The 16,930-nt window shown below is 68.0% G+C and carries 20 protein-coding genes; 11 read left to right on the top strand and 9 right to left on the bottom strand.

The features are described from left to right. Positions 1-56: 56 nt before the first annotated feature. Genes A5764_RS22625 through A5764_RS22610 form a run of 4 tightly spaced genes read right to left on the bottom strand, consistent with a single transcriptional unit; the run spans position 57 to position 2,721 of the window. Positions 57-1,412: an FAD-binding oxidoreductase gene (locus tag A5764_RS22625; RefSeq protein WP_067117500.1), complete on the bottom strand. Its 1,356-nt coding sequence runs from the start codon at positions 1,410-1,412 to the stop codon at positions 57-59. A gap of 58 nt (positions 1,413-1,470) precedes the next feature. Next, entirely contained in the window at positions 1,471-1,851 is a 381-nt protein-coding gene (locus A5764_RS22620) for a DUF4267 domain-containing protein (RefSeq protein WP_067117721.1), read from the bottom strand. 21 nt (positions 1,852-1,872) lie between these two features. Beyond that, positions 1,873-2,190 (bottom strand): NIPSNAP family protein, encoded by a 318-nt coding sequence (locus A5764_RS22615; RefSeq protein ID WP_067117497.1) that lies wholly within the window; start codon positions 2,188-2,190, stop codon positions 1,873-1,875. A gap of 54 nt (positions 2,191-2,244) precedes the next feature. Beyond that, the gene (locus A5764_RS22610) at positions 2,245-2,721 is read right to left on the bottom strand and encodes a DUF1772 domain-containing protein (protein WP_067117493.1); all 477 of its coding nucleotides are present in this window, start codon (positions 2,719-2,721) and stop codon (positions 2,245-2,247) included. 99 nt (positions 2,722-2,820) lie between these two features. Between A5764_RS22610 and A5764_RS22605 the strand changes: the two genes are divergently transcribed. Beyond that, complete coding sequence (locus A5764_RS22605; RefSeq protein WP_067117490.1) at positions 2,821-3,408, top strand: TetR/AcrR family transcriptional regulator; 588 nt, start codon at positions 2,821-2,823, stop codon at positions 3,406-3,408. A 14-nt stretch (positions 3,409-3,422) separates the two neighbouring features. Here A5764_RS22605 and A5764_RS22600 read toward each other — a convergent pair whose 3' ends face one another. Both A5764_RS22600 and A5764_RS22595 read right to left on the bottom strand, forming a co-directional pair. After that, positions 3,423-4,466 (bottom strand): S-adenosylmethionine:tRNA ribosyltransferase-isomerase, encoded by a 1,044-nt coding sequence (locus tag A5764_RS22600; RefSeq protein WP_067117718.1) that lies wholly within the window; start codon positions 4,464-4,466, stop codon positions 3,423-3,425. 11 nt (positions 4,467-4,477) lie between these two features. Next, the gene (locus A5764_RS22595) at positions 4,478-5,200 is read right to left on the bottom strand and encodes an SDR family oxidoreductase (RefSeq protein WP_067117487.1); all 723 of its coding nucleotides are present in this window, start codon (positions 5,198-5,200) and stop codon (positions 4,478-4,480) included. 61 nt (positions 5,201-5,261) lie between these two features. Between A5764_RS22595 and soxR the strand changes: the two genes are divergently transcribed. Further along, the gene (soxR, locus tag A5764_RS22590) at positions 5,262-5,729 is read left to right on the top strand and encodes a redox-sensitive transcriptional activator SoxR (RefSeq protein ID WP_067117484.1); all 468 of its coding nucleotides are present in this window, start codon (positions 5,262-5,264) and stop codon (positions 5,727-5,729) included. Here the strand turns inward: soxR and A5764_RS22585 are convergent. The 3 genes from A5764_RS22585 to A5764_RS22575 all read right to left on the bottom strand — a co-directional run bounded on the left by A5764_RS22585 (position 5,726) and on the right by A5764_RS22575 (position 10,351). After that, the gene (locus A5764_RS22585; protein WP_067117481.1) at positions 5,726-7,555 is read right to left on the bottom strand and encodes a phosphoenolpyruvate carboxykinase (GTP); all 1,830 of its coding nucleotides are present in this window, start codon (positions 7,553-7,555) and stop codon (positions 5,726-5,728) included. The genes soxR and A5764_RS22585 overlap by 4 nt on opposite strands. Positions 7,556-7,706: 151 nt before the next feature. Continuing rightward, positions 7,707-9,266, bottom strand: coding sequence for a hypothetical protein (locus tag A5764_RS22580; RefSeq protein WP_197501675.1), 1,560 nt, complete (start codon positions 9,264-9,266; stop codon positions 7,707-7,709). Beyond that, positions 9,263-10,351 carry a hypothetical protein gene (locus tag A5764_RS22575; RefSeq protein WP_067117475.1) on the bottom strand — a complete coding sequence of 363 codons (1,089 nt, stop codon included), beginning with the start codon at positions 10,349-10,351 and terminating at the stop codon, positions 9,263-9,265. The genes A5764_RS22580 and A5764_RS22575 overlap by 4 nt, the downstream gene beginning before the upstream one ends. A gap of 325 nt (positions 10,352-10,676) precedes the next feature. Here A5764_RS22575 and A5764_RS22570 point away from each other — a divergent pair, with 325 nt between their 5' ends. From A5764_RS22570 to A5764_RS22540, 9 genes are all read left to right on the top strand, one after another. After that, the gene (locus tag A5764_RS22570) at positions 10,677-11,600 is read left to right on the top strand and encodes a tyrosine-type recombinase/integrase (RefSeq protein ID WP_231989788.1); all 924 of its coding nucleotides are present in this window, start codon (positions 10,677-10,679) and stop codon (positions 11,598-11,600) included. Positions 11,601-11,817: 217 nt separating this feature from the next. Beyond that, positions 11,818-12,162 (top strand): hypothetical protein, encoded by a 345-nt coding sequence (locus A5764_RS27785; RefSeq protein WP_082951848.1) that lies wholly within the window; start codon positions 11,818-11,820, stop codon positions 12,160-12,162. Between the two features lie 286 nt (positions 12,163-12,448). Beyond that, on the top strand, positions 12,449-13,573 hold the full coding sequence (locus tag A5764_RS22565; RefSeq protein ID WP_067117472.1) for an AAA family ATPase: 1,125 nt from the start codon (positions 12,449-12,451) through the stop codon (positions 13,571-13,573). 575 nt (positions 13,574-14,148) lie between these two features. Continuing rightward, a complete protein-coding gene (locus A5764_RS22560) occupies positions 14,149-14,331 on the top strand; it encodes a hypothetical protein (protein ID WP_067117469.1) in 183 nt (60 codons plus the stop codon). Further along, complete coding sequence (locus A5764_RS22555) at positions 14,321-14,560, top strand: hypothetical protein (protein ID WP_067117466.1); 240 nt, start codon at positions 14,321-14,323, stop codon at positions 14,558-14,560. The genes A5764_RS22560 and A5764_RS22555 overlap by 11 nt, the downstream gene beginning before the upstream one ends. Continuing rightward, complete coding sequence (locus tag A5764_RS22550) at positions 14,557-14,883, top strand: hypothetical protein (RefSeq protein ID WP_067117463.1); 327 nt, start codon at positions 14,557-14,559, stop codon at positions 14,881-14,883. Before A5764_RS22555 ends, A5764_RS22550 begins: the two co-directional genes overlap by 4 nt. 286 nt (positions 14,884-15,169) lie before the next feature. Further along, entirely contained in the window at positions 15,170-16,363 is a 1,194-nt protein-coding gene (locus tag A5764_RS22545) for a phage major capsid protein (RefSeq protein ID WP_156664817.1), read from the top strand. A gap of 2 nt (positions 16,364-16,365) precedes the next feature. Beyond that, complete coding sequence (locus tag A5764_RS28540; RefSeq protein WP_156664816.1) at positions 16,366-16,524, top strand: hypothetical protein; 159 nt, start codon at positions 16,366-16,368, stop codon at positions 16,522-16,524. Then, positions 16,524-16,781, top strand: coding sequence for a hypothetical protein (locus A5764_RS22540; RefSeq protein ID WP_067117457.1), 258 nt, complete (start codon positions 16,524-16,526; stop codon positions 16,779-16,781). The genes A5764_RS28540 and A5764_RS22540 overlap by 1 nt, the downstream gene beginning before the upstream one ends. The last annotated feature ends 149 nt before the right edge of the window (positions 16,782-16,930 follow it).

Here is a 16,930-nt window from a genome sequence, read left to right as displayed (position 1 = left end):
CAACAAGGACATCCGGACCGCCGAACTCGCCGTTACCAAGACCCGCCGCCCTGCTGTCACACGTCATTCAAGCCGGCCAGCACTCGCGACGGGGCGAGTCGCTGGTCGGGGTCGAGGGCAGTGCTGATACCGGCGAGACGCTGCAGATCTGAATGGTCCAGCCCGTCGGCGATCGCACCACGGCCGTCGGCGAACGACGCGGCGGCGCGTCCGAGGTCGGCCGGCCGCGCGGCGGCGCGCGCTCGTGCCAACCCATCCTCGGTGCGCGAGCGGGAGGCGAGCTCGGTCGCGACGCCCACCGCGTGCAGCAGGAAGGGTCCGGGTACCGCGGTGGTCGCGCCGTCGCGCGTGTGCGCGTGATTGCCCACGTTGCGCAACTCGACGACCGCGACCGGCGAGTCGGCCGCGGCCGCGGTGCCCAACACACCAGCCGCCACGGCCGGCGCGCTGGGCCCAAGCCATCGGCCGAGGCCCAGCGCGGGAACCGGATTGGGTGGGTCGAGGTGAATCTGGGCAAGCCGGGCCGCGTCGGCGGGCGCCCAGCTGCTGTCCACCACTGGCGCCGGCGCGGCCCGCAGCGCGCGGAGCAACGGGCCGGCCGCGTCGGGGCCCTGCGGTGAGGCGAAAGCCAGATGCACGATCGGTACACCTTGCAGCGCGGGGGGAAACATGGGGGCGCCCGGCGGCGTGTGCAGCACACTGATGCTTGTCGAGAGCGCATCACCGATCTGCCCCATGGCGCTCACCCAGGCGTCGGCGACCGGCCCAAGCGCATCGATGCTCCACAGTTGATAACCGGCCCACAATCCTGGGGGCGCCACGAGTTCGACGGTCAGCGCGGTGGCCAGGCCGACCCCACCGCCGCCCCGGAACGCCCACAGCGCCTCGCGGTCGACGGCGTCGGCGGCGTCCTCTGCCGCCCGTCGAATCTGCCCGTTGCCATCGACGTAATCGACGGCCAGTAGCGCCGAACTGGCCATCCCGTACGGGCGGGTCAAGAACCCGACTCCGCCCCCGAATGTGTAGCCGGCGACGGCCACGGTGGGCGAGGTGCCGGCCAGTCCAAGCAGCCCATCGCGTTCGGCCACCGCGCTGACCGCCGACCAGGTCGCGCCGGCCCCGACGTGGGCGACGCGTGCCTGCGCGTCGATGCGGACCGCGTTCAATCCCGAAGTGTCCACCAGCAGCCGATCGGCTTCGATCGGCGCACCCGCGCCGTGCCCGCTGGCCTGTACGGCGACCCCCAGGTTGCGCTGCGCGGCCCACTGCACGGCGTGGGCGACCTCGTCGGCGCTGCGCGGGTGAGCCGCCATGGCCGGACGCTGCACCACCGTGGCGTTGTGCGGGTTGGTCGCGGCCCGGTATGCGGCGCTCCCCGGCGGTGACAACAGATCGGCTCTCATCTCGGTCATTTTGTCCTACTCAAACCTCGCGGGCATTTCGTGAGGTGGCGGGCAGCGTTTCGTCTCTCTAGGGCACGAGCAGGAGAGCGGAAGTGATGAGCATGACGACGGCGGTGACGCCATGGACTCCCCAGGCGATCGACTTCGAGCCGCCATTGCGGAGCACGATCGCCGTATCGGCCAGCGGAATGATCGTGGCGGCCAACATCACCCAGCCGACGAGGTGGGTCGCGCCCGCGACCATCAGGATGATGACCACCACCCCCGTTGCGATGTCGCGCACGCCCTTGACGCTCAAGTAGGCGCCGGCGTACGGCTGGTCCAGATCCGGTAGCACGCCGTATCCGGCGGCGGCGACGCGCGGCGCGACGAGGAAGCGTGCGCCGATGAAGATGATGCCCGCGGCGAGCAGTCCGGCGAGCGTGTAGCCGATGATGGTGACGGTCATGTCGAACACTCCTGGGGTTCGTTAGTGGATCGGTGAAAACGATGTCGGGTCAAGCAGTATCGACCGAACGTCGACGATGTCGTCGACGTCGAAGCCGGCCATGTCGGCGCCGAATTCCGGGCTGGTCATGATGTGCCGGGTGAGTTGTTCGGTGTCGGCGCCCGGTGGGTAGCCGATCAGCGCGACGACTCGATTCGCGCCGCCGCTTCGCTCGGTCCACACACCGTGGGTGGTGACTCCGAACTTCGGGAAGGTCGCCAGGTGGCGGGCCCAGTGAACCGTTGCGTACCGCTGCAGAGCTTCCGGCGATCGCAGGGTGTAGATCCTGAGCTGAAACATCGAAGTCGTGCTCCTTCAGTTGAATTCGGCTGTGTAGAGCTGCGGGCGAGGCGGTCAGATCATCAACACCACGCATAAGGCGGTCACTGCCAGACCTTGCAGCACCGCGCGAGCATTGATGATCGAGTCCCACTTCGCTTGCAGCGCAAACCCGTTCGGGAGCGCCTGGCCCGCGTCGGCGGCCGCTGTCATTTGCCTGTTGATGGGTGCGCTCACCTGGGTGTAGAGCACCAGCCAGATCACCAGCAGCACCAGCGCGGCACCGGCCGGGATCGCCTGCGCCCAGTGTGCGGCCACCACGGCCAGCACCGCGCTCACCGCGGTGGCCACGACCCCGAGCACCCCGGGCACCGGCATGCGCCGGTCTCCGTATCGGTGCACGCGTCCCATGACCGCGACCAGGGCAGCGTCGTCGACCGACGCCAACGCCGGTCGCATGACCATCGCGCAGAACACGTCGGTGCCGTAGACCACCGCGGCGCCCAACACCGCGATCAGTGCGGCGGCACGGGTGAAGAGGTCCAAGTCCATGTCGTAACTCCTTCCCTCATATCCGCTAGCAACGCTAACCCCCCCACGGCGCGCGCGTCAATAGCATTGCTAGTTTTTCTAGCTGTGATACGATAGGGTATGTCTCTCAAGGATCGCCGTGAGCGTGAGCGGTCTGCCCGAGGTCGGCTGATAGTCGCGACGGCTCGCAAGTTGGCCGAGGCCGAAGGCTGGGATGCGGTCACCACCCGTCGGCTGTCCACCGAGATCGAATACAGCCAGCCTGTCTTGTACAAGCATTTCGCCGGCATGGAACAAATCGCCGACGCTGTTGCGCTCGACGGGTTCGACGAGCTCGCCGAAGCGATTCGGGCCGCCCACTCCGACATCGACAACGTGGCCAGCGACACCCTGACCCGGATCGCCCACGCCTACCTGGACTTCGCCCGCGACAACCCGGCGGTTTACGACGCGATGTTCACCCGGACGACCAGCTTGCGCTTCGCCGCCCAAGACGCACCGCCTCAGCTTTCGGCGGCCTTTGCCGCGTTGCATGAGGCGGTCGGCATGGTGGCCGAAGGACAGGACGCCGACACGCTCACCGAAGTTTTCTGGGCAGCGCTGCACGGGCTGGTGACGCTCAGCCGCACCGGACGGCTACGTCCCGCCTACGACTCGGACCGTCTCCAATTGTTGGTCGAACAATTCAGCGGCAAACGAGAAGGTTGAGACCGCACCCGTGCTCAGCGCTCCGGCTGCAGCAGGGCGCTGTCGCCGAATTCGTGCCACAGGTAGCCGTGCGTGATCGCCTCCCGGTAGGCCATCGCGACCAGGTCGGGGCCGGCGATCGCCTCGAGCAGCAACAGGTGTGACGCGCCGGCGTCGTGCCACCCGGTGATCAGGCCGTCGACCGCGCGGGGCGGGCGGTTGGGGCCGAGCACCAGATCGGTGCAACCGCCGGCCTGCCGTACCAGGCCGCCGTAGTCGGTGGCCGACTCGAGGGCCCGGGTCACCGTGGTGCCGACGGCGATCACCCTGCCGCCGCCCGTGCGCGCCGCGTTGACCATCCGCGCGGTCGCGGCCGGCACCTCGAACCGCTCCGGGGTCGGCGGCTCGCCGGCTTCGGCCGACGACACCCCGGCGTGCAGCGTGATCGGCGCGATCCCGATACCGCGGGAGACCAGGTCGGTCACCAGATCGGCGGTGAAAGGCCGTGCGGCGCTGGGCATTTCCGCGCTGCCCGGAAGGCGGGCGAACACGGTCTGGTAGTAGCGCAGCGGCCAGGGCCGCGGCACGTAGGAATATCGGATCGGCCGGCCGTGCCGGGCCAGGTACGACGCGAGACTGCCTTCCAGAATCACCCGCGCGGTCCACAGCCGCGCGCCCTCGACGCCGGGTTCGGGGTAGGACGACGCGATCACCACCGCCGCGCCGCCGGGCAGCTCGATGCGTTCGCCGGGCCGGACGTCGGTGAGGTGGCCGCGGGCGTCCCCCGCCGGTCGCGGTTCCACCACCCAGAGCTTCTCGGCTCGCTCCACCGAGAAGTGCACGGCGACGAGCCGCCCGCCTCGGTGGCCGTCTACCGCGGCGGGCAGGGTGGCGGAGTTGTTCACCACCAGCAGATCGCCCGGTCGCAGGTGATCGCCGAGGTCGGCGAACCGGGCGTGGCTGACCCCGCCGGGCCGGGCGACCAGCAGCTTGACCGCGTCGCGCGCAATCCCGTGCGCCTCCGGCGGCTCGACGGCGTCCGAGCCCGCCGGACGTTCGAAGACCGTGCGCGGACTCATCGGGGGAGCCATCATCGCGCCCCGGACAGGACCAGGTCGGATGCCCGGTACCGTCCGGCGGGCGGCCTGGTGTCCAGCAGGCGCAGCAACGCCGGAACCTTCGTCTCCGGCTCGGCGCGATCGGAGATGTCCTCACCGGGAAAGGCGGCCTGATGCATTTCGGTCCGCATGTCTCCGGGGTCGAACGCGTACACCGCCACGGCAGGCACCACCGAGACCTCCGCCGCCAGCACGGCCGACAGCTGGTCCAGCGCGGCCTTCGACGAGCCGTATCCGCCCCACCCCGGATAGGGCTCGACGGCGGCGTCCGAGGTCACGTTGACGATGACCCCCGCGTTGTCGGCAAGCGCCGGCAGCGTGGCCTGGATCAGCGCCAGCGGGGCGAACACGTTCGCCTGGTAGACGGCCCACAACTCGTCCGCCGGATACTCGGCCAGTGTCGGTTGCGGGCTGGGCCCCAGCCGGCTGGCGTTGTTCACCACCAGCCGAAGGGCGCCGGCCCCGGTCGCGGCCCTGACCAGCGCGTCGCGATGCGACGCGTCGGTGACGTCGCCGGGCAATGCGATGAATCGGCTTGAATCTAGTTCTGCGGCAGTTGTTTTCAGTTCGTCGGCGCGGCGGGCGTCACCGGCCACGGCCCACCCGCGGTCGAGGAGGGCGGCGACAACGGCTTTTCCGAAGCCGCGGGATGCGCCGGTGACGATTGCGACGGGCCGGGATTGAGATTGAGTCATACGGCCCATACTGGTAGTTGAAGTAAACTTTAAGTCAAGTACCGAATTGCTGGAGGCCGCAATGGATAAGCGGGACCTGTTCACCGTCAGCGAGATCGCCCGTCGCAGCGGCTTCGCCCCCTCGGCGATCCGGTTCTACGAGGGCCAGGGTCTCATCACGGCGACGCGGACCGCCGGCGGGCAGCGACGATTCGAGCGGCAGATGCTGCGGCGCCTGGCCTTCATCCGGGCCGCCCGCAACGTCGGATTGAGCCTGGATGAGGTCGCCGAGGCGCTGGGCACGCTTCCCGACGGTCGCACTCCGACGCGCGCCGACTGGGCCCGGCTCTCCAAGTCTTGGCGCGCACGCCTGGATGACCAGATCGCCGGGCTGATGGCGCTTCGCGACAACCTGGACTCGTGCATCGGCTGCGGCTGCCTGTCATTGAGGCGCTGCGCGATCTCCAATCCGGCGGACAGGGCGGCCGGCGCGGGAGCGGGCGCGGTGTACCTGCCGAAGTCGTTGCGGCGGCAGGCGATTGGCGGCTAGCCCGATTCGGACAGGCGCTGTTTGAGCGCCTCGAACTCGTCCTTGACGCCGGTGGGCAGCTTGTCGCCGACGAACTCGAACCACTCCTCGATCAGCGGCAGTTCCTGGCGCCACTCGTCGGCGTTGACCGCGAGCGCCTTGGCGACGTCTTCGCCCTCGACGTCGAGGCCGTCCAGGTCCAGGTCCGCCGCGTTAGGCACGATGCCGATCGGGGTGTCCTGGCCGCCGGCCCGGTGCTCGATGCGGTCGACGATCCACTTCAGCACGCGGCTGTTCTCGCCGAAGCCCGGCCACAGGAACTCGCCCTTGTCGCCCCGGCGGAACCAGTTGACGAAGAACACCTTTGGCAGCTTGGACTCATCGGAGTTCTTGCCCAGGTCGAGCCAGTGCTGGAAGTAGTCACCGACGTGGTAGCCCAGGAACGGCAGCATGGCCATCGGGTCGCGGCGCACCGTGCCGACCTTGCCCTCGGCGGCAGCGGTCTGCTCGCTGCCCATGGTGGCGCCCATGAACACGCCGTGCTGCCAGTCGCGGGCCTGGGTCACCAGCGGCACCGTGGTCTTGCGGCGGGCGCCGAACAGGATGCCCGAGATCGGCACGCCCTGCGGGTCGTCCCACTCCGGCGCCAGGATCGGGCACTGTGACATCGGCGTGCAGTAGCGGGAATTCGGGTGGGCGGCTTTGGTTTCCGTCTCGCGGATGTACCAGTCGTTGCCCTTCCAGTCGATCAGGTGATCCGGCTCGCCCTCCAGGCCTTCCCACCACACCTCGTCGTCGTCGGTCAGCGCGACGTTGGTGAAAACCGTGTTGCCGGCGGCGATCGTGCGCATGGCGTTGGGATTGGACTTCCAGTTGGTGCCGGGTGCGACGCCGAAGAAGCCGAACTCGGGGTTGACGGCGTACAGCCGGCCGTCCTTACCGAAGCGCATCCAGGCGATGTCGTCGCCGAGGGTTTCGGCTCGCCAGCCGGGGATGGTCGGCTGCAGCATGGCCAGGTTGGTCTTGCCGCACGCCGACGGGAACGCCGCGGCGAAGTAGTAGGCCTTGTTCTCCGGGGAGATCAGCTTGAGGATCAGCATGTGCTCGGCGAGCCAGCCCTCGTCGTGGGCCATCGCCGACGCGATGCGCAGCGAGTAGCACTTCTTGCCCAGCAGGGCGTTGCCGCCGTAGCCCGAGCCGTAGCTCCAGATCTCGCGGGTTTCCGGGAAGTGGGTGATGTACTTGGTGTCGTTGCAGGGCCACGGCACGTCCTCTTGGCCGGGCTCCAACGGGGCCCCGACGGAGTGCAGCGCCTTGACGAAGAACCCGTCGTCGCCCATCTTCTCCAGCGCGGCCTTGCCCATCCTGGTCATGGTGCGCATCGAGACGACGACGTACTCGGAGTCGGTGATCTCCACGCCCAGCTTGGGGTCCTCCGCGCCGAGCGGGCCCATGCAGAACGGCACCACATACATGGTGCGGCCGCGCATACAGCCGCGGTACAGGTCGGTCATGGTGGACCGCATCTCGGCGGGATCCATCCAGTTGTTGGTCGGGCCTGCGTCGATCTCCCGCTCGGAGCAGATGAATGTCCGGGACTCCACCCGGGCCACGTCGGACGGATCGGACAGCGCCAGGAACGAGTTCGGGTACTTCTTGGGGTTCAGCCGCTTGAACGTGCCCGCCTCGACGAGGTGGTCCGTCAGCCGCCGGAATTCTTCGTCGGAGCCGTCAGCGAACACCACCCGGTCGGGCTGGGTCAGCTCGGCGACTTCCTCTACCCACGCCAACAGGCCCTGGTGATTGGTAGGCGCGCTGTCCAGACCGGGGATGGTCGCTGAAGTCATCGAACTCTCCTGTGGGTTCTCGGGTATGCATTCGCCCACACAACTGTTTACATGGTGGCGTTAACTACAGGTTATCGTGGGCGACTTGTCGGGGAGGTCCCGGCCGGGTATAAGCCTTCTCACAACAACGATTCAGAAACCTCACCGAACGTCACGAATCATCGCCATTCGCGCTCCTTGAAGCCGGTTTGTCGGTGTCGCCCCCGTCCGCGTCGGGATCGGGGCTTTCGGGTGGGGGTATACCCGGTTCTCCTAGCTCTGCACGCACGGCGTCCAGTGCGGCCTTAACCGTGGGCATCTCCCTGTCGCGCACCGCCGCGGCCCGAGCCGCCGCGATGGCGTACTCGCGCAGCTCGCTGTCGATCCCGCTGACCTGGTCGGCGACCTGGGCGTTTTCGGCGTCGTCGCGGGCGATCAGCGCGCTGCTCAGCATCGACTCGGCCGCCAGCACCCGGGTGGCGACCAATTCCTCGACCACCGACTGCAGCGACGACGTCACCTCGCCCGCCCACCGGTCCAGCAACGCCCGGTCGCGCAGCAGGCCGCGGATGTGGATGACCACGAACGTGACCGCCAGCCCGATCGCCACGCACGCCGCGGCCCCGGCTATTGCGAGCGCGGGGCTCAGCCGCGCGACCAGGCCACCCACCAGCCGGCTCAGCGTCAGCGCCACACCCAGCCCGAATCCCGCGCCCAGCAGCATCATCAGCCAGGTCTCCTGCCGCCGCGATTTGAGCGGCGGCGGTGGGACGTCGACGGTCGGCAGCTTCTCCGTGGTTACGGTATTTTCAGCGACTTTTGAGGCTGGCAGGGTCACCGGCACACCCAGGACCTGCGCGGCGTCGGCGAGCTGCGCATTGGTTCCCGCGCTCACCTCGGCGACCACCTCGTCGACCCGGCCGCGCGTATACGCCTCAAAGCCGGCCATCTTGCGTCGGGACAAACCCGCGGCGTCCTCCTGCAGCTCGGTGCGCAACGACGAGCAGCGGTTGCGCGCGAAGTAGGACAACTGCACCCGGGCCTGCTGGATCTGGCCGCGCAGGGTGATCGTGCGCTCAGTCTTCGCCTGACGACGCTGGCGCAGGGCGGTGCTGCGCTCCTCGCGCAACCCGTCAACCCGGGCCCGCCGGCCCGCACCCTCGGCGTCTCGGTCCATCCGCCGGGCGACCGTCTCAAGCCGAGATTCCCACGCGCGCAGCCTGTTTCGCCGTGGGATCTCGGGTTCGGCCAGTCGCGCCGCGACGGTTTCCACCAGGTCGTCGACGATGGGCTCACCGAGGTCGGGCAACGCGGCCACACCCACCCACGGCACCTGGCCGTAGCGGGTCGCATGCGCCGCCAGGATGTCGCGGTTGGCGGCCACCACCTCCGGCCAGTTGAGATGCACGTCGATCTTGGACACCACGCCGATCACCGTGTCGGTGTGCTCGGCGGCGGCATCCAGCAGTGTGCAGTCCGAGGCGGTCAGAGTGGCCGCCGCGGAAACCACGAACGCCACCGCGATCGGCGCATCGCCGGGCCCGAGCTCCGTGGACTCGACGAACTTGTGCTGGGGCAGCCGCTCGCGCAGCGCCGCGACCACCGCGGTGACCCCCGCCAGCCACGGGCCGGTCACCAACACCACGTCGCGCCGGTTGATCGCTGGCGCTTCCAGCCGCGGCCCGACCGCTGCCACGAGCGCGTCCACCTGGGCGGCCGGGTCGTCGCTCACCGGAGACCCCCGGACAGCGACCCGCCGGCCCGCGACCACAGCCGCAGCGATCCGCGGACGATATCGGCGCCGCAGGCCCGGTGCAGGTCGCTCACCGGCCCCAGAGCGCCACGGCTGTAGCGCTGCCAGCGCAGCGCACGCGGCAGGTGCGCGGCCGCATCGTCGCGGTCCCAGTTGCCGGGGTCCACCTCCAGCCCGGCCGCCTCGGCCAGGTCGACGGCGGCGGCCATCCGGGCGACGACGGTATCGTCGCGGGACAGGAACGCGCCGACGGCCTCGGCAATCTCGCCATCGCAGACGGCCAGCGCCTCCAGTTCCGCGACGGCCCGAAGCACCCTTCGGTAACGCAGCTCGGCGCCGACGACGGAGATCGTGTCCAGCACGGCGTCGACACCGCTGATCCGCCGCAGCAGGGCCCTGACCTGCGCCGGCGTCCGGCCCTGCCGGATCGCAGCGATGCCCAGCGCGATGCCGAACAGGTCCAGGGTCTCAAGCAAGCGCACCCGCACGTCGGTGGGCACCGGATTGTTCGCTGCCATGAACCCAGCAAAGGAACCGTCCAGGATGCCGGCGCCGCGGGGGTCGGCGGCCAGCGCCGTCAACGCCGTCCACAGCGCGCTGTCCAGGTCGTCGAGCGCGGCGACCGCGAGCAGGGCGATCATCGGCTCCATGGGAGCACGAACGAGCGGGGACAGTTCGGCGCAGCGGGCCCGCGCCGCCGCGATCGGCCCGTCACCGCCCCGCCCGGACAGGGAGCCGGTCAGGTCGGCCTTGTTCAGCACCGCGAGCACCGGCCGTCCGGTGCCGCCGATCGCCTCGGTGTCCTCGGGCTTGACCACCTCCGCGATGACGTAGACGACGACGTCGGCCTGCGTTTCCCCGGTCGTCACGCCGATCCCGTGCGCATCCCCGGCGCGGTCCAGGGCCCGCGCCACCGTGCCGCACCCCACCGTCCGGCGTCCGTGGACGACGGCGCGCAGCGGCGCGCCGGCCCGCTCGGCGATCGCCGTCACGCGCGCGTCCGCGCGGGCGGCGGCGAAACGCGCCAGCTCGTCAGCGAAGGTGTGGTGCCCTTGTCCCGTCATGTCCTGCCCATTAGATCCGATCGGCCCGATCGTCCAGACGGCGTTGCCTCCGCGGGAAGCAAGGTCGTCGCCGAGGCGAGCCCGTTTGCCGGGCCTGCAACGGCCCCACCGAATGGTGGCACTTGCATCGGCGAGATGCGAGCCACCGGTTATCTGTTACCAGCCGAAGGCAAAAGTTGGGTATAGACCTGTGGATAGCTAACACCTGTGACCAGCGGAAACGAGGCCAAAGCGTTTCAAAATGGGGACCTACGCCGCACCACTCTAGGATATTTTTTGCCCGGCCGACCGGCCGGGAGCAACTCCCGGAAGGACCCCGACCGCAATGACCGCCACCGTTGCCAGACTCACTCCGCGCCTCGACTTCGCCTCCCTGCTCGGTGAGTGGGAGATCGCGATGAAGTGCGAGAACAAGTCGAAGTCGACGCTGCACAACTACGTGACGGGTGTACGGGTGTTCGTTCGCTGGTGCGAGGACAACGGGCAGGAACCGGCCCTAGACCGGCAACTCGTCCGGGCATGGGTCGCCGACCTGCTGGAGGGTGGGGCACAGGCCTCCTCAGCAGCAGCCCGGCAGCTGGCCGTCCGCCGGTTCTCTGCCTGGCTCGCGGAGGAGGGTGAGATCGACTCCGATTTGCTCTACGGGCTCCGGCTGCCGAAGCTGCCCCGGAAGGTCTTGGAAGCCCTCTCGGACGCGGAGGCGAAGCGGCTCATCGCCGTCTGCTCGGGGCCGGAGTTCCGGGACCGCCGCGACGAAGCCCTCATCCGACTGATGCTGGAGACGGGGCTGCGGCGGGCGGAAGTCTGTGCCCTCAAGCTCAGGGACCTCAACTTGGAGCCGGAGCAGAGCTTCGCGCTCGTCCGGTGCGGGAAGGGCGCGAAAGGCCGGATCGCGCCGTTCGGTCCGCACACGGCCCGAGCCCTCAGCCGGTACCTTCGTGCACGCCGCACACATCCCCTCCACGAGCGTGACGACCTATGGCTGGGGGACCGAGGCCGGACCCTGGGCTACGACGGCGTGCGGTTTTGTGTGCAGTACCGGGCCGAGTTGGCTGGCATCAAGGACTTTCACCTCCACAAATTGCGCAGGACGTTCGCCTGCCGCTGGCTCGCCGCTGAGGGCTCCGAGCAAGGGCTGATGGCCGTGGCCGGCTGGACGAGCCACGCCATGATCGCGAGGTACACCAACGCAAGTGCAGCGGAGAGGGCCGCAGCGGAGTCCCGCCGCCTCAACCTCGGCGAGATCTGACCCGCCGGGGAGCGTTTCCTTCCGGGCCGTATACCGCTGCGGGCGTTACTGTATACGCCGTAGCGCCGATTCCCGGCGGGACGGCCCTCTCCGTTAGCCGTTCATCCCGCCCCGGCACCCGCTACGGCCTGGCCCCCGAGCACTGTGGGCTTTACGCAGGCCGGAGTCCGGTCCTACCCGGACGGTGGTTCACCCAGATCCCAAGGGAGAACCCACCGTGTCCACCGGCACGCCCGAAAAGAAACCACCCAGAAGCACCCTTACCCCGGCTCAGGCCCGACTCACCGGATCGCTCGGAGGACACACCAGCTGGGCCCGCACGAAGGACCGTTCGGCCCGGACCGCCCCCGGCCGAGCCGCATCACCGCCCTCTGATTCTTACTGGGAGCAGCAGGTTGACCCGGCCGGGGAGATGTCCGACTCGGACCGCCGCAAGGCCGCGCAGAACGCCAAGAAAGCCCACTACCAACGGATGGCCTGGAAGTCAGCCCAGGTCCGGCAGGCCCGGAAAGCCGCCCGCGAAGCAGCCCAGCAGCAGGCCCGCAAGACGGGAGCCTCGTGACATGCCAAGGGCCCGCCATCAAACGGAGCGGCACTTCTCCTCTGGCGGGCCCTCCCGGCACTTTGGACGAACCAAGTCCTTATCGGGCTATTGAGTTATCCGCTGATCCTCTCACGCCGGAACCCCGAGGGCGGCTTAGCCTCTCCGATCCGGACCCGGCGATTCGGCTAGAAGCGTGGCGGGACCTGGCCCGCCGCCACATCAGCGCGGAGACGTGTGATCGGCTCGCCCGCCACGGATTCCCCGCACTCGCGTTGGAGCTCCTGCGGCAGCGAGGAGATACCGAGTGAGCAAAGACGGCCTGTCCAAGGCCCGTATTGAGGAAATCGCAGCTCAGGCGGCGGAGAAGCGGACGAAACGAGGCATCGGCACGGACCGGTTCGGCACCAACGGGGCCGAGGACGAAATCCCGACGCAGCGCCCGTTCGAGGAGCCGGAACAGTCGGAGCCACCGGAAGATGACGACGGCAAGCCGGTATACGCGGAGAAGCTCCTCACCCGATCGGACCTGCTGAAGCTGCCTGATCCGGAGCCCCTCATCGACAACGTGCTCGACCAGGGCACAACGGCGCTGCTGTACGGAAAGTGGAGTACCGCTAAGACTTTCATCGCGCTGGATTGGGCCGCGTCGGTAGCGACCGGCCGGAAATGGCAGGGCCGACCCGTGCAGCAGCGCCGTGCCCTGTACGTGGCCGGCGAGGGCGCGTACAGCTTCAAGGGCCGCATCCGGGCCTGGGAAACCGCGTGGCAAACCTCGATCCCGGACGACAGCCTGCATATCCTTCCGCACCCGGTCAACCTGACCCGGCCTCTCGACGTGGGCAACCTTGCGGCACTTATCGAATGGGGCGGCTACGGGCTCGTCATCCTCGACACGCTGGCCCGCTGCATGGTCGGGGCCGACGAGAACTCCGCGAGGGACGTGGGGATCGTCGTGGATGCGATGACCTGGCTCCTGGCCCGGACTCCGGCCAGCCGTGGCGTCGTGCTGGGCCTGCATCACACCGGCAAGGACGGCAAGACCCTCCGGGGCTCGTCGGCGTTCGAGGGCGCGGTGGACACCGTGTACCTCACGGAACGGGACGGCGGGGTCATCGTCCTAGACCGCGAGAAGCGCCGAGACGGCCCCGAAAACGACCGGCACGAGCTAGAAATCGACCCGATGCCCGGTACCGGTAGTGCCGTAATTTCTGTCCACCGGGGGGTGGACAAACCGGATCGGGCGGACAGGCTTTTGTCCACCTTTGTTCACTGCTTCTCCGTCACCGGAGCATCGAAGGCCGAGCTTCGTAATGCGGCCGAGATGCCGAACGCAACGTTCCACCGAGCCCTGGATGACCTGCTGAAATCCGGCGATCTGGTCAACGTAGGCACCGACAAACGACCGCACTTCAAGCGAATTGGCGAATGAGCATGTCCAGTCTGTCCACCCCTGTCCACTTTCCGGGTGAACATGTCCGTCCACCCCCGGCCCTTTTAAGAGGGCCGGGGGTGGACGGACAAACGGAACTGACGGCGGGATTCGTCCCTCCTCGCGGTCGGGGCCGTTGCCCGGAATGCGGGTGGCACCGCGCAACGCAGGGCCACCGGCCGGACTGTCCTCGCGGCCTGTGCCGCCGCTGCAAACGGTTCGCGGCCGTGGCCGGCACGCACCGATGCGCTTGGTGCACCACACAACCGAAGTCCGGCGGGGCATCGTGAGCGGGCGGACATGGGATCGGAAAAGGCTGGGGCCCCCGCCGGAGCCGACCGCCGCCACCTTGATTTGTTGGCGGCTCGGGTTCAGCGGCCGGGGCGACGTCACACCAAGCCCGATCGCCGAACTGACGCAATTTGCAAGCGTGGCCGAGGCTCTGGCCGCGTCCGCCCTAGCCCCCTGCGACCCGGCCGGATTTTGCACCGGGTCTCACGGCTTGGTGTTCACCGACCAGCGCGGCCGGGTGCGCTGCCGCCGCGTACCGAAACCACGTCAACGAAAGGAGACCCGTGCGGAAATCGAAAGCCAAGGCCCAGAGAGCGACTGAGCGACGCGCCCTCGGCAACCTGATCGCCGAGGGCGACCACGACACGATCCAGGCCGTCCTGCGGGGCGAGACCACCGCGTCGGCGGCCCTGAACCGCGAACGCGAACGGAAACGACGTGAGAGGGGAACGACCGATGACCGATGACGGCGAGCTGCGGCGGCGCCGGGACGCCGCCTACACCGAACGCGTGACGTTGATGCGCCTTCGTGGGGCTCTGCTGGACGCTGCCGAGGCAACCGGGCTTCGGCCGGAGGATTCCCTCCCCGAGCCGCTCGCACGCGCGTACGCCGCGTACACAGCCCGGATCAACGACCTGAACGTGGTCATAGCTGACCTCGACCGGCGGATCGCCGCGAACAGAGGAAACGAGTGAACCTGCAACTGCTTACCGACGAGGACGTGGCCGGCCTCACGAGCTGGTGCGAGCCTTTTGCCAGGATGGATCACCCGGCCGTCTCCGACTGGGGCAACCGGGCGTGGCGCTGCTGTGTGGACGAGGCACGGCGCCGGATCGACGGCGGGCAAGTAACCGACTGGCCGGCCCCCGATTCGCTGCCCACCGAGGCCCTGGTGCTCATCGGCCAGCTGCTGGCCGGAGTTCACGACGCGGGCTCGGAGTACCTGGCGGTGTGGGTCGAGGAGTTCGGCGAGACCCTCGTGGATTTGCTTCTGGCCAGGGCCAATCCAGGAGTATGACGCCAAAGTGACGTCAACGCAAGGGATTCCGGGCAAGGATTTCCGGCGTGGCGCCCTTGCCGGTTGTCGGTGCCCCGTCGTATCGTGACGGCCAGAGCTTGCGGGAACCACCTGGGCGATGCGCCCGGCTCGGACGTAGCTCTAAGAGGTTGATCGGGGCCGCGATGGCGGATCGACTTCGTGTGGCCGGGGCCGCGATGGCGGGTCACTCATTCAAAGACATGTGCTAATTGCGTTGCGTGGCAACGTGTTGCGTTGCGCGCACCCCCGGACGAAGGACCCCATCGTGCAAGACCTGTTGAACAAGCTGCTCACGCTGAGGGACGGCGAAGAGGCACGTGCCCAAGCCTGCCTCGAAGAGGCCCGCTCGCTGGGCTACAAGCGGTGGCGGGACGACCCGACCGGCACGTTGGGCGCGATGTACAAGACCAGCAAGGACACGATCCGCGCTCTCGACGCCCGGATTGCCGAGCAGAGGGCGGAGATCCGTCGTGCGGGCGGCGACAACCCCTTCGTCCAGGCGATCAAGGCGGGCGGCGGCGGCGAGCGGTCGGCCCGCATGGAAGCTGACGGCTGGGCGAAGCGGGTAGCGACGCAGCTCATCGCCCGGAACCAGCAGCAGCGCGCAATTAGCAGCGGCGTCTTGGATGTTCCATCGCTTGTTCCGCCATTCGTCAGCCTGATGAAATGGCCCTCCCGGCTCGTGGACCTGCTGATTTCCAGGGTTCAGATCGACCAAAATTCGCTAGAGTTTTATCAGGAAACGGCCCGCGTCAATAACGCTGCGGTGGTTGCGGATTTGGCGCAAAAGCCAACCAGCACTTTCACTTTGACGCCCGTCCAGGAACGAGCGCGAGTTATTGCGCATTTGAGCGAGCCGATTCCGGCCCGGTATCTGATGGACATTCAGCAGGTCCAACCATTTTTGAGCCGCGAAATGGCGCAAGGAGTTCTCGCGAAACTGGAGCAATCCGTGGTATCCGGGGATGGCCAGAACGAGGAAATGACCGGCATTTTGAATACGGCCGGCACCACCCAAGTCGCTTTTGACACCGACATTTTGACGACAATCCGCCATAGTTTCACCGAATTGCAGAACATTGGTGAGACTCCGGACGCTATCGTCTTGAATCCGGCAGATGCGGAGACCGTTGACCTGACCCGCTGGGGAGCGCAAGGTGGTTTGCTAACAAGCGGTTTCGATCATCCGAGCGCGGTCGTAGGGAACAGCTCGAATTTCTTTGGACCTGACGATCAGATCAAACGGGTTATTTCACCAAGCATCCCGCAGGGCACCGCGATTATTGGGGATTTCGGCACCGCCGTAACCCTTTATTTGCGCGAATCAATGTCGCTACTTTTGAATTATTGGAGCGAATCGTTGTTCGAGACAAACGCTTTCATCATGCGCGCTGAAATGCGTTGCGTTATAGGCGTTTTGAGGCCGAAAGCGTTCGCGATAGCGACCCTCCACAGCTGATCATGGCCTACGACGACGACCTGGACGACATCGACGATGACGACGACGACCTCGACGGCGATGAATCCGGCGACCACGATGACGCGGTGTCCGCGCTGCAGCTCGCCCATGACGTCATCGCCGGATGCTCAGGCGTCCGCTGCAGCGCGGAGAACCTGTGATGGATGACCGCCGGCCGAACGACCTCGAATACACCCACCCGGAGTGGGTCGAGGCGGAGGAGTGTGCCCGCCGGATGGGGCTGACGATGCGCGAGCTGGATGACCTCGTTAGCCGGGGAGCTGTCCGCGCCCGTCGCGTCGGCTGGGGCGTCGAGTACCAACCGTGCGTCCTGAACGTGACGCCACGGCCGGAGAAGCCCTCGCCTAAGCGGGGCACCGCGAAAGCACGGCCCGACACGCCTCGGGGCCGTAAGTGAAAGCCCTCGCCGCCGTCCCGGAATTTAACCTCCCCTGGGCGGTGGCGAGCGGGGTGTGGGCGTGACCGCACTGGGGGCCACACCCGAGGAGGGCCGAGGACTCCTCACCGGGTCCTCCTCGCCGGTCATGCCCGCACCCCATCCAAATG

The organism is Mycobacterium sp. 852002-51057_SCH5723018 (genome assembly GCF_001667035.1).
GTDB lineage: Bacteria > Actinomycetota > Actinomycetes > Mycobacteriales > Mycobacteriaceae > Mycobacterium.
Note: the sequence above shows the minus strand (reverse complement) of the source record. Positions and strands in the feature narration are given on the sequence as shown.

What these genes read in the sequence shown, in the direction of transcription:
- A5764_RS22625 (WP_067117500.1), bottom strand. Translation starts at nt 1,412, where the DNA reads ATGACCGAGATGAGAGCCGATCTGTTGTCACCGCCGGGGAGCGCCGCA.
- A5764_RS22620 (WP_067117721.1), bottom strand. Translation starts at nt 1,851, where the DNA reads ATGACCGTCACCATCATCGGCTACACGCTCGCCGGACTGCTCGCCGCG.
- A5764_RS22615 (WP_067117497.1), bottom strand. Translation starts at nt 2,190, where the DNA reads ATGTTTCAGCTCAGGATCTACACCCTGCGATCGCCGGAAGCTCTGCAG.
- A5764_RS22610 (WP_067117493.1), bottom strand. Translation starts at nt 2,721, where the DNA reads ATGGACTTGGACCTCTTCACCCGTGCCGCCGCACTGATCGCGGTGTTG.
- A5764_RS22605 (WP_067117490.1), top strand. Translation starts at nt 2,821, where the DNA reads ATGTCTCTCAAGGATCGCCGTGAGCGTGAGCGGTCTGCCCGAGGTCGG.
- A5764_RS22600 (WP_067117718.1), bottom strand. Translation starts at nt 4,466, where the DNA reads ATGAGTCCGCGCACGGTCTTCGAACGTCCGGCGGGCTCGGACGCCGTC.
- A5764_RS22595 (WP_067117487.1), bottom strand. Translation starts at nt 5,200, where the DNA reads ATGACTCAATCTCAATCCCGGCCCGTCGCAATCGTCACCGGCGCATCC.
- soxR (WP_067117484.1), top strand. Translation starts at nt 5,262, where the DNA reads ATGGATAAGCGGGACCTGTTCACCGTCAGCGAGATCGCCCGTCGCAGC.
- A5764_RS22585 (WP_067117481.1), bottom strand. Translation starts at nt 7,555, where the DNA reads ATGACTTCAGCGACCATCCCCGGTCTGGACAGCGCGCCTACCAATCAC.
- A5764_RS22575 (WP_067117475.1), bottom strand. Translation starts at nt 10,351, where the DNA reads ATGACGGGACAAGGGCACCACACCTTCGCTGACGAGCTGGCGCGTTTC.
- A5764_RS22570 (WP_231989788.1), top strand. Translation starts at nt 10,677, where the DNA reads ATGACCGCCACCGTTGCCAGACTCACTCCGCGCCTCGACTTCGCCTCC.
- A5764_RS22555 (WP_067117466.1), top strand. Translation starts at nt 14,321, where the DNA reads ATGACCGATGACGGCGAGCTGCGGCGGCGCCGGGACGCCGCCTACACC.
- A5764_RS28540 (WP_156664816.1), top strand. Translation starts at nt 16,366, where the DNA reads ATGGCCTACGACGACGACCTGGACGACATCGACGATGACGACGACGAC.
- A5764_RS22540 (WP_067117457.1), top strand. Translation starts at nt 16,524, where the DNA reads ATGGATGACCGCCGGCCGAACGACCTCGAATACACCCACCCGGAGTGG.